This is a genomic window from Vibrio sp. QJM3NY_39 (assembly GCF_057785895.1).
In genome coordinates this window covers 2,011,804-2,025,775 of record NZ_CM173505.1, presented here as the reverse complement: position 1 = coordinate 2,025,775, position 13,972 = coordinate 2,011,804, and the positions used below count along the sequence as shown (strand labels likewise).

The following is a 13,972-nucleotide window of genomic DNA, read 5'->3' as shown; positions in this document are numbered from 1 at the left end:
TTTGCTTTTTGTTTCTCGGAATTTAATTGCAACAGTAAATGACACACAAACGTAGAGGTAGCGCACAGAAACGAAAAAGGGGATATCGCGATTACGTAATCATTGATCTAGCCGATAGTGAGATAGTGATAAGAGGTCGATAATTCGTTGTCGGATCTAAATTAGAACTTTAAATCTAATTTCTAAGTAGTTGTTATCTCAGGAAGAGTTTTTGTGCTATGCGCCCCTATATTAAATACATTATCCCTATTTTAATTCCTTTCATTATCCTCGTAATGCCGCTATCAGCGTTTCCATTTGAAGGCCTTACGATTATTCAACAACGCGTTATCGCGATCTTTTTATTAGCGGCATTGTGCTGGGTGTTCGAGCCTATCCCGATCTACGCGACGTCTGTTGTTGTTATCGTTCTGCAATTGTTGATGTTGTCGGATAAAGGGCTGATCTTTTTAAGGTTTGAGCATGGGCAGGAACATTTTGGTGAGTTGTTAAAATACAGCGACATCATGGCGACATTCGCCAGCCCAATCATCATGCTGTTTTTGGGCGGTTTTTTCTTAGCGATGGCCGCCACTAAGTATCGATTAGACGTAAACTTAGCCCGTGTATTATTGAAGCCATTTGGACAAGACCCAAAGTTTGTGATGCTCGGCTTAATGCTGATCACTGGTATCTTTTCGATGTTTATGTCTAACACGGCAACAACGGCAATGATGCTATCTATTTTAACGCCGGTACTGGCTGTGTTTGGCCCGAAAGACCCCGGTCGTATAGCGTTTGCGCTTTGTATCCCTGTTGCCGCGAATATCGGTGGCATTGGTACCCCGATCGGTACCCCCCCGAACGCTATCGCACTTAAATATTTAGTTGGCGATAACCTCATTACGTTCGGTGAATGGATGGCATTTGGTGTGCCGTTTGTCGTTATTATGATGGCGTTAGCGTGGTTTTTAATAGGCTTTATGTACAAAGCTGACCAAAAGAAAATCGAGCTAAGCATCAAAGGTAAATTCCTTAAAACGCCCAAAGCCATTGCGGTATACGTCACTTTTGCGCTGACCATCATTCTTTGGTTAATGGGCTCAAGCCATGGCATGAACTCTTATACCGTCGCTCTGATTCCTGTCGCTGTGTTCTCACTCACAGGGATCATCAATAAAGAAGACCTAAAAAAGATTTCTTGGGACGTATTGTGGCTTGTATCAGGTGGTATTGCGCTTGGTTTAGCTCTCGATAAAACTGGCTTAGCAAGGCTCGTGGTACACAGCATTCCGTTTGATGCTTACTCACCATATGTGGTGTTGTTCGGAGCGGCGTTCTTGTGTTTGGTAATGGCAAACTTTATGTCTCATACCGCAACGGCTAACTTGTTAATGCCAATTATGGCTGCATTAGGTTCGTCTATGGCTTCACTCACGCCACTAGGCGGTGAGTTAACGTTAATTCTGGTTGTGACTTTTGCCGCTTCATTAGGTATGTCGCTGCCAATCAGTACGCCACCGAATGCGTTGGCTCATGCCACTGGTCATGTGCAAAGTAATCAAATGGCCAGAATCGGTATTATTTTGGGTGTGGTTGGTGTGCTACTGAGTTTTGTTATGGTGTGGGTGCTACATTCAATTGGTCACATAGGATAACGATACGTGTATCAACAAAAGCTAGAAGCACTTATCGATCGTTATTTTAATCAGACAGAACGTCGGGTGACGTGCCGTGCCGGTAACACCATTATTGAACAATCAGCGTTAAACACTCGTTTGTATTATGTGTTTAGTGGAGAACTGGAAGGGTTTTATTCCGAAGCGAATACACCGCAAGTGCGAGTGTTTAGCGCGGGTAGTGGGGCTTTTATAGGTGTTCATAGCTTCTTTTCAGGTAATTGGACAGCATCTTCAACGGTTGTTGCCAAAACCGATGTTGAGTTAGCGTGGATCGATAAAGATACGCCGGCAGAAGATGAACGTAAATTTGGCCCTCTTACCGCACAGTTTACACCTGTGATTGTCAATGAGTTGTCGCGTCGTCAACGCCGAGCAACACAAGAAGCGATAGCGAAACAAAAAGCGCTAGAGAAGTTACATACTGCTGAGCAAATGACGACCTTGGGTCAATTGGCTGCAGGGATTGCCCATGAGCTTAACAACGCTATTGGTGTAGTAAATAGTAAATCTGGTCGACTTGAAACGGTCATCATGGAGCTACTTGAAGAAGTGCATCCAGAAGCCAGTCAATTTTTCGATTTTGGGTTAATGCATGGTCAGAAAACGTCGTCGTCAGAAGCACGAACACGTGGGCGACAATTTGAAAGAAAATATGGTTTAGACAAAAACATTGCACGCTCTCTTGCAAAGGCGATTCCAATTGACGCTTTATCTGCAACAGACGTTATTTCAAAACATTGGCTGAAAAACCCAGAAGAAGCGATTCGCTTTTGGCAGATGGGCTGTGATTTACATGATTTACGTTTGGCATCTAGACACACTGTTGGCATCGTAAAATCGGTTAAACAACTTGGCAGAATTGATATTGACACCGAAGAGGCGGTTGATATTAACGACTCCATTAACCATGCCTTATCGTTGTTACAAAGTGAGTTACGTAGAGTGTCTGTGCGATTGAGCCCAGCAGATTTGCCGACTTTTAAAGGCTCGAAAACAGAGCTCGTTCAGATTTGGGTCAACATTGTAAAGAATGCTTGTGATGCAATGTCGAATTCAGACGATGCTGCAATAGAAATTCAAACCAGATTAAGTAAGAAAAGAATATTAGTTACGATCGCGAATAACGGCCCCGAGATAGACGAGGGGACTCGTAGAAAGGTATTTCAGCCCAACTTCACCACGAAAAAAGGTGGTTTATCGTTTGGATTGGGCTTGGGTTTATCAATCGTTAAGCGGATTGTGGCGGGTTATGGCGGAAGTATCATTGTGAAAAGTGATGCTTCTAAAACTGTATTTAGAATCAAGTTACCAGTAGAGGGTGAACATGGAGAAGCTTAATTTAATCTGTGTCGATGACCAGAGAGAAGTACTGAGCGCAGTGGTACAAGATTTAGAGCCGCTGGCGAGTTGGCTGAATATTGAAGATTGTGAATCAGCGCAAGAAGTGCTTGATCTCATTGATGAACTTGACGCAGAAGGCGAACACATTACCGTCATCGTGTCTGATCATGTGATGCCAGGGAAAACGGGTGTGGAGTTACTCACTGAAGTGTTCCATGACAGCCGCTTTCCGAATACAAAGAAAATTTTGCTTACGGGGCAGGCCACTCATACCGATACCATCAATGCGATTAATGCAGCAGGCATCGACCGTTACTTTGAAAAGCCTTGGCAAGCAAGCACATTAGTTGAGTGCATTCGTACTCTTGTCACTGAGTACATATTTGATCAAGGGCTTGATTACACGGACTATCAGAATGAGCTCGACCAGCAGGTTGTGTTGAGACGCTTGCGTTAGTCTCTTATGTTAGCGACTTACATTAGTCACTAATGTAAGTCGCTTGAAATTATATGCACCGAAGGACGCTTTCTGAAGGATTTTGTCTTTGAAAGATGTAATTATTCGGTGCATATATTGCTCCTCTCATTTTAGTCTTAAATGAGACCTCAACCTGCTTGGTTCTGCGACTGATGCTGGTGTAATGTGGACAACTTAATGGAACATTGGCAAGTCTAAATATCGAGTCGATAAATCCTTGCAGCGCTCTCAGTGGTATAGAAAAAACTCGCTTCGCCATGAACGCAGTCGTGATAGCTAAATCACTGAACCGACGTGGCCTCCCGTGCTTATTATGTTTGCTTTTCGCCCACCCGCTTATCGCCTCTTCACCAATCCAAACGGTCAGAGATCCGCGGTTAATGAGTGATTGGTTGTATTGCTTCCAGTTGGTCGTTTTGTTATGAGGTTTAGGCATGGTCAAGGTATGGTTTTTGAATTCCCTGGAGGTTCAGTTGATTCCGGTGAGTCGGGTAGCCAAACCGCAATTAGAGAATTGTGGGAAGAAACGGATCTTGAAGATTTACAACTGCTCGGCACTCATCAAGCTCTGAATAACGTCGGTGGTGAGATTCATTATGTGGTTTTGAATACGGATCAGAATGATGAGCCTAAAATGGTCGAAGCAGAAAGACAGCAAATTTTCTATTGGCTAGAGCCCTCAGCTATTTCTCTTGATGATTTTTATCGCGCAGATATCGAGTTTATAGAGCACCATTTGAGCCGGTTTGCTTCTCAAATACGCTAGTCACATCACCACCATCTTTATTCATCGTTAGTTTCACGGAAGAAACATGACAAGCGACCTTCGGTTAACGCGAGCGATTCGCAGTTTGTACTTGTTCTATTGAGTGAAAATAAGTCTGGTGGACGGATGTGAATATCTAACTGGGACTTACCACATTAACGCCGATATATATGTTTTGAAGTGAGGCTGGATTCATAATAGGCTAACTCGTCGTGCTTGCGTAATACGGGCTCACGTCTCAGTCGATTTTTGTGTGTACGATGAAACAGTTGATGTGGATGTGTCTCTCACTAACGTGACGTTAGCACTAAGAGCCATACTACAAGGAGGTTTTATGTTTCCATTAGATATATTTGTTACTTACACGCTGGCTTGTTTACTGTTAGTTATCTCGCCGGGGCCGGATAATTTGCTTGCTATAGGTCGAGGTTTAAGCCAAGGCCGATTGGCAGCAATAATGTCAGGTATGTCTTCTGGGGTGGGGATTCTATTTCATGTCGTTGCCGCGACCTTTGGGCTTACCCTTCTCATTCAAACTTCTGAAGTAGCGTTTTACGTTGTTAAACTCGTTGGCGCAGCTTACCTAATTTGGTTGGGTGTGAGAGTGCTTCGTACGAGAAATTTGTTCACATTAGAACCAGCGAAAAAACAGCCTCTAAAAGTTATCTTTTCTACGGGTTTTCTATCTGCCGCGCTTAATCCAAAGCCAGGTATGTTTGTTCTTGCTTTTGTACCTCAATTTGTAAACCCAAGTTTAGGGTCAGTGACAACTCAAATGATCGGTTATGGCGTTTGGTTTGCTTTATTAACGGCAGTTGGCTTTAGCTTAATGGGTGTTTTCTCGTCTCAATTATCAGAGTGGTTCAGGAATAAGCCTAAGTTAGTATCAGGGTTGAATATTGGTGCAGGTATTACATTTGTATCTTCTGGGTTAGCTGTGGCGTTTATGAAGCAGCGATAATCTGTGCGCTAGGCATTGATTTGGTAAGATTCACAACGTTTGGCATTTTTACTTTGGGTGCCAATCGTTTTAGTTGGTAGTCGTAATCACAATTCAACAGAGCGCTCGGCTGCAATGTGATTTAAACAAAACAGATAGGATATTTTATGGACAATGAGCAATTAGGGTATGCAGGCTTTTGGGTGCGATTAGGAGCTGCGTTGATTGATACCTTCCTGTTCTTGCTGGTGACTATGCCTTTATTGTATTGGGTATATGGTGATTACTACTTTGATTCAGATGAGTTCATCTTAGGCGGCTGGGATGTGTTGTTAAATTGGGTGTTCCCTTTTATCGCAACGGTTATATTCTGGGTTTATCGATCGGGCACTCCAGGCAAAATTGCTTTGAAGCTTCAAGTTGTGAATGCGGAGACCGGAGAGGCACTTTCTACGGGCAAATCAATTTTAAGGTACCTTGCGTATTACGTAAGTATTCTTCCACTGTGTTTTGGCTTTGTTTGGATTGCGTTTAGCGCAAAGAAACAAGGTTGGCATGATTTAATTGCCAATACAGTCGTTGTTAGGCCTACAAATAAGGGCATTGAACCCGTAAAGTTTGGAAAGTGAGCTTAAGAATAATTCCAACTGATAGTTAATGCATGATGTTTTGTTGTTCCAACTTGGTTTGGTGTAATTGGTATAACTATCGTTCTGCATACGTACCGACGATTTGCATACGTAGTGGTCCTGATGACTTCGCCAGACCGCGGTGCCTTTGATTTAGGTTAGTTCTCAACTTCTAGCGAATTATGTATTGCTCTATAATGATCGCGCATTACATGAGAAGAAGATATTGATGAACAATAATAGAGAAATAATTACATACCTCCGCGAGAGTATTCCAGTTTTTGAATGCGTTAAGGGCTGTCATGATTGTTGTGGGCCAGTAACGACTTCTTCTGAAGAAATGTCGCGGCTACCAGTGAAGTCTGACGCCGAACATGAAGCTGCCTTAGATGAATATAACTGTGTGCATTTAGGGCCTAATGGGTGCGAAGTGTATGAAGAAAGGCCACTAATCTGCCGATTGTTTGGCACAACACCTCGTATGGCATGTCCAAATGGGTGTCGTCCAACAGAGATGGTCGATTTAAAAATTGAACGTCAGGTGCATTACTTCATCAGGAATACTCGTCAGGTTTTAGTGTAGTTGGCTCAATAGCCAACAGAGTACCCACAATCACATAAGCATTAAAGATAGCTCACTTAATAGCATTTGTAGTTTCGTGCTTACGGTGGCTTTGTGTGGAAATAGTGCTGCTAACGGCGATTTAATAAAGCGCTAATCGATAGATATTAAATACGAAGGTCGATCATGAAAGGTAAAATCATCGAATGGAATGATGACAAAGGTTACGGTTTTATTTCCTCCCTAGGAGGAGAGCTTAAAGTATTTATTCATGCATCGTCGGTTAAGAATTCAAGACGCCGCCCCGCGTTACATGACAACGTGACTTTTGAAGTAAAGGAAGATAGTAAAGGCCGATTCAATGCCCGAAATGTAGTGATTGAAGGGGCAAATGGCTTTCCATTTACAGTATTGTTTGGTTTTAGCTTTTTGGTAGCGGCAAGCGCGTCGATAGTTGTTTTTGATGGGTTATTGATACTAATCCCCGCATATTTAGTTTTGAGTCTATTTACTTACCTGATGTTTTCTTGGGATAAGCAAGCAGCCCAAAAGGGAAATTGGAGGACACCAGAGAAAACCCTTCACTTGCTTTCATTATTCGGAGGTTGGCCTGGTGCGTTATTGGCGCAATTCCAGTTACGGCATAAGTCGAGTAAGCAGCCCTTCAAATTTGTTCTATGGGTTACCATCATACTAAATATTTGTGGTTTTATATGGTTACTTACAGGCGCTGAAGTCAGTTTTATAAACAGCATTCTGAGTAGACTTTAACTCGTGTTTAACTGTTTCCAAGCGAGCTAGTAGGGTTGGATATACCTAGGTAAGTGAGCAATAAGTTCATTTACGAGTGTTTGGTGAGAACCCCGCCATTAAGCTTTATCAATCAAAAGGTTTTACAAAGGTTTCTGAAGTTAAAGGGCTCGTTGAAATGGAGCTGCTTTTAGGGTCATCATTGAGAGGGTGTCATGGATAACCGTATCCAATTAAATTTTGTTAAATATACACTGTTTGAGTTCGCACTCGCTGCGTTCTTATTGTTGTCTGTTTATTGGTTATTTGATGGTAACCCTCAATCACTGCCTACTATTGGGTTGATACTCAGTTCTGTTGCGGTATTAAAAGTCGTGACGCTATGGTGGCAGTTTCGCAATCGCTCTTTTGAAATATCGAACAACCATGTTTGTTTCGATGGTCACGCTTGCGATATCAAGTTACAGGGCAGTATTCTTCCTTTTGGTATCGGTTCCGTTATCAAGCTTTCATACACGAAAGGAGCGATGCAAAAACGCAATATCTACCTTCCTAAAGGTGCTATGAACCAAGAAGAATGGAAGCGTGTGTTAGCGTGTCGGACATAGTTTTACGGCTTTAGTTTGTGTTGTGTGTCAGTTTGTATTTCGGATGCGGTTCGTGTGCTAGTATCGCCTTTTTTGCATCGAGCTAATCTATGACTAACGATCATTTCAAAGGTAAATATGAGGTTGAGCTGAAGTATCAACTTAGCTCTAAGTCTGAGTTCTTGAAAACTTTGAACCTAATTCCTCATGAAATAATGCTGCAAGACAACCTAGAATGCGATTGGTATTTCGATAGCCCTGATAGAAGCTTACAGGCTCAGAACAAAAGCTTGTGTATTCGTACTATGGAGCCGTCGGGCATCAAGTTATGGATTGTAAAAGGCCCTGAGCCTGATCGATGCGAAGCGACAAATATAACCGATGCGACGAATGCCAAGAGCATGCTAGAGAACTTGGGATACGATGTGATTCTTAAAGCGCAGAAAACTCGCAGTATTTACTTTGTTGGAGAGTTCCATATCACGGTCGATTCTCTTGCGGGTATCGGTGATTTTGCTGAGTTTGCAATCATGACGAATGATGAGTCTAAGCTATCCGCCTATAAAGATGAACTTGAGTTATTGGCGAGTCAATTTGGGCTAAGGCGATCTGCGTTACAGACTAAATCATATAAGCAAATGTTTGAAGAAATACTCGCATAGCAAAGCGTTTCAGAGGGAAGTATGGATACGATTATCAAACAAGCAATCGAATTGCGAAAAGAAGAAAAGTATCAAGAGTCTCGTGACTTATTGGCGACGCTGCTAAGCGATAAAAGTTATGCAGCGAAAGCACATTTACAGATTGCGTGGTCTTACGACAACCAAGGTAAAGAGCAACAGGCCATAGAGCACTATGTGTTGTCTCTGTCTGGTGTGCTTTCTTCAGTAGAGCGTTTTGATGCGCTGTTTGGCTTGGCCGAGTACTTATCGAAGCCTTGGCCTTTATGCAGAGGCTTTAAGCTATTTCGAACAGGCTATGGCTGAGTATCCTGACTCGATAGAAGTGAAACCTTTTTACGCAATGTGCTTGTACAATTTAGGTCGCCATAAAGAGGCGACATCGCTGTTACTTGAGCTTTTGGTTTCCACGACTAATAGTGAAGCGATCAAAGAGTACCAACGAGCGATCTCTTTATATGCTCAAGACCTAGATAAAACCTGGTAAACAGCCGCGTATAAAGCTCATCTGTTTGCTTAAACATGATGGTCTTAGCCTTGTTTTATCTTCTTAGGGCGAAACTTTTTGCCATCCATAATATTCAAAGACATCAGTGTTAGGTTGGTCGCGCCTGCTATCAGTTCTAAAACCTGAACGCCATAAAACACTGAGTCGAACTCTCCTAAACTTGCCCATTGATTCAAAAAGTACGCGGCCGGAATCAAAATAACGATCCCGTTGAACGCGATAATTGGCATGCGTTTACTTTTACGCTCAACTATTTTCCCTTTACGTTGTTTTGCCATGGCTGCGCCGGTCGCACCTGTGATAGCAATGGCTGGGACAAGAATAAACAAGCCGGGAAAAACGATCATCGACTTGACTAGCTTCACTGATTCCAAAGTGCCAAACAGTTCTACAAGCAATGTGCTGGTAAAGAATGTCGCGACGCACAGTGTTGCTATTAATGCTGCTGTTCTGTGGATTATTGGTTTCATATCATTTGCGCCTTTAATTTGGTAACATGTTGTCAACTTGGTTTAAGTTTAATTTAATGACAGTATGTTGTCAAAGTGAGTGTTATGGATACGAATGGAGAAGTTTTCACAAAGATCGCACTTGAGATCTTTAAGGTCAGTGGTCTATTGAATGCTGAGGGTGACAAATTAACCGAAGAGTTAGGGTTAAGCAGTGCCAGATGGAAGGTGATGGGTGCGATCGAAAAGTCGGATGATTTGGTCACGGTTTCTCAAATTGCTCGTATTATGGGGCAAAGCAGGCAAGCGACTCAGCGTGTTACCGACATCATGGTGAAAGATGGCCTGCTAACTTGGCTTGATAACCCGAATCACAAAAAAGCAAAGTTAGTTAACATGACTGAAAAGGGCAAGGAAGCGTATTCGCTATTAGATAAAAAACAGGAAGTATGGGCTGAAAGTGGCGCTGAAGGCATTGAAAGAGACGAGCTTGATAAGGCGCTAATCACTCTGAAGAAGATGGCTACCTTCTTAGATAAATAGATAAATAGATAAATAGATAAATAGATAAATAGATAGAGAATGGCAGTTGAGAAGAGTACGGAAGCCTAAGCATCAATGTGATACTTAGGCTTCAGGACATAGTTTTTGTTCGTTAGGGAAGCGTTACGCTGAAAGCTCTTTACGAACGATCTCTGCGCCAGCACTGAGCGCATTAAGCTTCGCTGAGGCAATTTCGCGAGGCAGGGGAGCCATGCCACAGTTGGTGCAAGGGTAGAGCTTATCGGCATCAACGTACTTAAGTGTTTCTCTAAGAGTGCTAGCCACTTCTTCCGGTGTTTCAATCGAGTCGGTTGCCACATCGATTGCACCGACCATCACTTTCTTACCTCGTACCAGTTCAAGTAGCTCAAGGGGTACATGAGAGTTGTGACACTCTAAAGAGATGATATCGATATTCGATTGCTGCAGCTTAGGAAATACTTCTTCGTATTGGCGCCATTCGGTGCCTAGTGTCTTTTTCCAATCCGTATTCGCTTTAATGCCGTAGCCATAACAAATATGCACTGCTGTTTCGCACTTAAGCCCTTCAATGGCTCTTTCCAAACAAGCAATGCCCCAATCGTTCACTTCATCAAAAAAAACGTTAAACGCAGGTTCATCGAACTGAATAATATCAACGCCTGCTGCTTCTAACTCTTTCGCTTCTTCGTTGAGGATCTTCGCAAATTCCCACGCCAGTTTTTCACGGCTTTGGTAATGCGCATCGTAAAGCGTATCTATCATCGTCATAGGCCCCGGCAGAGCCCATTTGATCGGTTGGTCGGTTTGCTGGCGTAAGAACTTAGCATCTTCGACAAACACGGATTTCTGACGAGAAACAGGGCCAACGACTGTCGGTACACTTGCATCGTAACGGTCGCGGATTTTAACGGTTTCACGCTTTTCAAAATCAACGCCATTCAAGTGTTCAATGAAGGTCGTTACAAAGTGCTGACGTGTTTGCTCGCCGTCACTCACAATATCAATGCCTGCTTGCTGCTGCTCGTGCAGGGAGACACGCAGCGCATCTTGTTTGCCGTCTGTGAGTTCGTCGCCTTGAAGTTTCCATGGCGACCAAAGCGTCTCTGGTTGTGCAAGCCAAGACGGTTTCGGCAAACTGCCCGCTGTTGAAGTCGGTAATAGTGTTTTCATAATAATACTGCCTATCCTTGGATGATTTGAGCGCGCAATAGACGATTAAAGTGCGTAATTTGCCGACCAGTTATCGAGAACTGATTGGTATGGCTTAATGAAATTCTCTTCTGCGAATTTACCTTGTTCAACCGCTAACTGGCTTCGCTCCTCACGGTCGTACACGATTTGAGTTAGCGAGTGATCCAAGTTTTTCAAGTTTGGTTGGTAACAGTTGCCCGCAACCGCGTTCGCGTTGTAAATCTCAGGACGGTAGATTTTCTGGAACGTGCCCATGGTACTGATGGTGCTGATAAGCTCTAGGTTCGAGTAATCGTTCAGTAGATCACCAAAGAAATAGAAAGCCAAAGGTGCAACACTGTTTGGCGGCATGAAATAACGAACCTGTAAGCCCATCTTCTTAAAATATTGCTCAGTTAAAGAAGACTCATTGGGCTGGTATTCAAAGCCTAATACTGGGTGTTGGTTTTCAGTGCGGTAATAGGTTTTATTATCTGACACACTTAAGCAAATAACAGGTGGCTTATTAAAGTTCTTTTTGTAAGCTTCAGAGTTAACGAAATATTTAAATAGCTTGCCGTGTAAATCACCAAAATCTTCTGGAATGCTGAATTTATCTTGGCCTTTATTATGATCCAATAGACGTACGCTAAAGTCATAATCTCGAACATAAGAAGAGAAGTTATTTCCGATAATGCCTTCAATGCGCTCGTTCGTTTTACGGTCTAGAATATTGGTTTTCAGCACTTCAATTGAAGGGAATGCTTCGCCGTTGCTTTCAATGTCCATATCAACAGAAATGATTTCAAGCTCAACAGAGTAACGGTCACCCTTAGGGTTGTCCCAGTGTGCTAACGCGTTGAAACTGTTATCGATCATTTGCAGTGCATTACGCAAGTTTGCTTGACGACTGTCGCCTCTAGCCAAGTTAGCAAAGTTGGTTGTGATACGCGTGCTGTCTGCAGGCTGGTAGTTTTCGTCGAGGCTAATGCTCTTAATCGTAAAATTAAATTCTTTATTCATGCTGATTTGGTATCCCAATTTGTTTTCTGATTCTCTCGGTCTTTAGTATTAAAACGGCTTTTATTTTTAGCTTGTGACCGGATTAAGAATCGAAGGCTATGCTGTCTGACATTAATGCTTAGTAGAATTAATGTCGTATAAAGTTAATCGCTTAAGGTTTTTATACGTTGATAGGTTCACCATTAACAATGGTATTACTTCACATTGAACATGAGGAATATTCATGATCTATTCTGTTTGAATAATTAAGTCGGTGTCAGTTATATTAATTAGCTTGATGGAAATATAACCACATTAATAGTGTGTTATTTAAGACAATTAATTTAATTAAGAGATGGATGAAATGAGTGAATTGCTGTTGTTGATTTTATACTGTGCATTATTAGGCAGTGGTGTTGGTTTTCTTGCCGGGCTTTTGGGGATTGGCGGAGGGCTGATCATTGTTCCGGTGCTAAGCAGCATTTTACTTCACTTAGAGATTCTACCTGCGGATCAAGTGGTTGTTGCGGCCATCGCTACCTCGTTGGCATCGATACTGTTCACCTCAACTTCTTCTGCACTTGCTCACCACAAGAATGGAAACGTGCCTTGGGATTTGGCGCCTTGGATCATGCTCGGTGTTGCTCTTGGCGCATTAGTTAGTGGCTTTATGGCGGCTTTATTGCCAGAAAAAGTTGTTCGTATTGTGTTTGCAATGAGTGTGGTTCTTATTGCGATCAAGATGTTCTTAAGCAGTAAAAATGATGCACCTAAGGAACGAAAACTGCCAAATAAGGGCATCTTAACCGTCTTGACAACGATCACGGGCGGCTTGTCTGCGATGATTGGCATTGGTGGTGGTGCATTACTGGTTCCGCTGTTGACGTTCTTCTCTGTCGATATGAAAAAGGCTATTGGCTGCGCCTCAGCTTGTGGCATTGTGATCGCGTTGTTTGGCTCGATAGGTTACATCAGCTCAGGCAGCAGCCACTTTGCTCTATCAGACGGCTTTGCTGGCTTTGTTTATCTGCCTGCGCTGCTGGGTATTGTGTGCACGTCTTGGTTTACGGCTCCTTTAGGCGCAAAAGCCACCAATCATTTACCGGTTCCAACGATTAAGAAAATCTTTTCAGTATTGTTGGTGGTTATCGCGGCAAGCATGGTGGCGCGTTAATTAAAGACCGCCCTCTGGCCTGTACTGATTCAGTTTCTTTATCAATTAGACATTTAGGTGCGAGAAAATGCATGTAAATGTCTAATTGCGATCTGAGTCTATCAATCGCCGCATTAACGCCTTTTAATGCATCATGGCTCATAATAGAATTGTCCTGTTTTATAAATATTTTAAATTTGATCAAACACTTACCCAAAGGAATTTATGATGCCGCGGGAAATCTCCAACATGAGTTATAAAACAAAGCTTAAAAGGGCATTTTTGCAACTCCAAGCCGCCAAAATTCTAAAATGGAACTACAACCCGCCATTGCATCAATGGTTAAGAAAGGCAGGACTTAAGTTAAGGCCGCCTTATTATGTGTCTTTTGGACGAAATGTAGTGGTGCGCTTTGTCGAATTCTTTGTCTTTTTCCTTCCTTTGATATCGCTGTTAAGTATATCGAGAGAGGGAGTGACCCTTTTAAACTTGCTGTACGAATCATTCATCGCTGGTGCATTTTATTCTGTTTTTATGAGTGCGTATTACCTTTGGACATATCGGAAGTGCGATCTGACAAATTGGGAAGAGTTGTAAGCTAATAAAGCGATATAGAAGTAAGAACTATCGTTAAATTCAAACAAAAAGAGCAGTCACGAGGCTGCTCTTTTTTGTTTGCCAGTCTACATTTATACGATTATGTATATGAGTATGTTGATGAAATCTTGTTGTTTAACGGGATTCACTGCTATAGCTAAATGTATCTTGTTT

The 13,972-nt window shown here is 42.5% G+C and carries 16 protein-coding genes and 3 pseudogenes; 15 read left to right on the top strand and 4 right to left on the bottom strand.

Annotated elements, in window-relative coordinates:
• Positions 1–218: 218 nt before the first annotated feature.
• The 3 genes from AC3CHU_RS09195 to AC3CHU_RS09185 are packed head-to-tail and all read left to right on the top strand — an operon-like array spanning position 219 to position 3,459.
• Positions 219–1,637 carry an SLC13 family permease gene (locus AC3CHU_RS09195; RefSeq protein WP_237290966.1) on the top strand — a complete coding sequence of 473 codons (1,419 nt, stop codon included), beginning with the start codon at positions 219–221 and terminating at the stop codon, positions 1,635–1,637.
• A 6-nt stretch (positions 1,638–1,643) separates the two neighbouring features.
• Positions 1,644–2,999 (top strand): ATP-binding protein, encoded by a 1,356-nt coding sequence (locus tag AC3CHU_RS09190; protein WP_488524405.1) that lies wholly within the window; start codon positions 1,644–1,646, stop codon positions 2,997–2,999.
• Complete coding sequence (locus AC3CHU_RS09185) at positions 2,986–3,459, top strand: response regulator (protein WP_017062404.1); 474 nt, start codon at positions 2,986–2,988, stop codon at positions 3,457–3,459. Before AC3CHU_RS09190 ends, AC3CHU_RS09185 begins: the two co-directional genes overlap by 14 nt.
• A gap of 115 nt (positions 3,460–3,574) precedes the next feature.
• Here AC3CHU_RS09185 and AC3CHU_RS09180 read toward each other — a convergent pair.
• Positions 3,575–3,916 (bottom strand): annotated as a pseudogene (locus AC3CHU_RS09180) (transposase); the annotation flags it as partial.
• A gap of 9 nt (positions 3,917–3,925) precedes the next feature.
• Between AC3CHU_RS09180 and AC3CHU_RS09175 the strand changes: the two are divergent.
• From AC3CHU_RS09175 to AC3CHU_RS09135, 9 genes and pseudogenes are all read left to right on the top strand, one after another.
• Positions 3,926–4,246: an NUDIX hydrolase gene (locus tag AC3CHU_RS09175; protein ID WP_488524404.1), complete on the top strand. Its 321-nt coding sequence runs from the start codon at positions 3,926–3,928 to the stop codon at positions 4,244–4,246.
• A 334-nt stretch (positions 4,247–4,580) separates the two neighbouring features.
• Positions 4,581–5,207, top strand: a complete 627-nt coding sequence (locus AC3CHU_RS09170; RefSeq protein ID WP_171316163.1) for a LysE family translocator — start codon at positions 4,581–4,583, stop codon at positions 5,205–5,207.
• Positions 5,208–5,353: 146 nt separating this feature from the next.
• A complete protein-coding gene (locus AC3CHU_RS09165) occupies positions 5,354–5,815 on the top strand; it encodes an RDD family protein (RefSeq protein ID WP_488524403.1) in 462 nt (153 codons plus the stop codon).
• A gap of 229 nt (positions 5,816–6,044) precedes the next feature.
• Positions 6,045–6,398 (top strand): YkgJ family cysteine cluster protein, encoded by a 354-nt coding sequence (locus AC3CHU_RS09160; RefSeq protein WP_171308714.1) that lies wholly within the window; start codon positions 6,045–6,047, stop codon positions 6,396–6,398.
• Positions 6,399–6,563: 165 nt separating this feature from the next.
• Entirely contained in the window at positions 6,564–7,148 is a 585-nt protein-coding gene (locus AC3CHU_RS09155; protein ID WP_237290963.1) for a DUF1294 domain-containing protein, read from the top strand.
• 70 nt (positions 7,149–7,218) lie between these two features.
• Positions 7,219–7,350 (top strand): annotated as a pseudogene (locus AC3CHU_RS09150) (GNAT family N-acetyltransferase); the annotation flags it as partial.
• On the top strand, positions 7,343–7,735 hold the full coding sequence (locus AC3CHU_RS09145; RefSeq protein WP_473575518.1) for a hypothetical protein: 393 nt from the start codon (positions 7,343–7,345) through the stop codon (positions 7,733–7,735). The pseudogene AC3CHU_RS09150 and the gene AC3CHU_RS09145, both read left to right, overlap by 8 nt.
• A gap of 89 nt (positions 7,736–7,824) precedes the next feature.
• Positions 7,825–8,376 carry a class IV adenylate cyclase gene (gene cyaB, locus AC3CHU_RS09140; RefSeq protein WP_473575516.1) on the top strand — a complete coding sequence of 184 codons (552 nt, stop codon included), beginning with the start codon at positions 7,825–7,827 and terminating at the stop codon, positions 8,374–8,376.
• 21 nt (positions 8,377–8,397) lie between these two features.
• Positions 8,398–8,881 (top strand): annotated as a pseudogene (locus AC3CHU_RS09135) (tetratricopeptide repeat protein).
• A gap of 44 nt (positions 8,882–8,925) precedes the next feature.
• Here the strand turns inward: AC3CHU_RS09135 and AC3CHU_RS09130 are convergent.
• The gene (locus AC3CHU_RS09130; RefSeq protein ID WP_488524402.1) at positions 8,926–9,372 is read right to left on the bottom strand and encodes a hypothetical protein; all 447 of its coding nucleotides are present in this window, start codon (positions 9,370–9,372) and stop codon (positions 8,926–8,928) included.
• An 84-nt stretch (positions 9,373–9,456) separates the two neighbouring features.
• Between AC3CHU_RS09130 and AC3CHU_RS09125 the strand changes: the two genes are divergently transcribed.
• Complete coding sequence (locus AC3CHU_RS09125; RefSeq protein ID WP_017072718.1) at positions 9,457–9,894, top strand: MarR family winged helix-turn-helix transcriptional regulator; 438 nt, start codon at positions 9,457–9,459, stop codon at positions 9,892–9,894.
• A 123-nt stretch (positions 9,895–10,017) separates the two neighbouring features.
• Here the strand turns inward: AC3CHU_RS09125 and AC3CHU_RS09120 are convergent, their stop codons facing one another.
• Together AC3CHU_RS09120 and AC3CHU_RS09115 are read right to left on the bottom strand one after the other, a co-directional pair.
• Complete coding sequence (locus tag AC3CHU_RS09120) at positions 10,018–11,046, bottom strand: methionine synthase (protein WP_050621147.1); 1,029 nt, start codon at positions 11,044–11,046, stop codon at positions 10,018–10,020.
• 45 nt (positions 11,047–11,091) lie between these two features.
• Complete coding sequence (locus AC3CHU_RS09115) at positions 11,092–12,069, bottom strand: DUF1852 domain-containing protein (RefSeq protein WP_488524401.1); 978 nt, start codon at positions 12,067–12,069, stop codon at positions 11,092–11,094.
• A 343-nt stretch (positions 12,070–12,412) separates the two neighbouring features.
• Between AC3CHU_RS09115 and AC3CHU_RS09110 the strand changes: the two genes are divergently transcribed.
• A complete protein-coding gene (locus AC3CHU_RS09110) occupies positions 12,413–13,222 on the top strand; it encodes a sulfite exporter TauE/SafE family protein (RefSeq protein WP_428785529.1) in 810 nt (269 codons plus the stop codon).
• Positions 13,223–13,450: 228 nt separating this feature from the next.
• Complete coding sequence (locus AC3CHU_RS09105) at positions 13,451–13,798, top strand: DUF6404 family protein (protein WP_488524400.1); 348 nt, start codon at positions 13,451–13,453, stop codon at positions 13,796–13,798.
• Positions 13,799–13,972 lie beyond the last annotated feature (174 nt).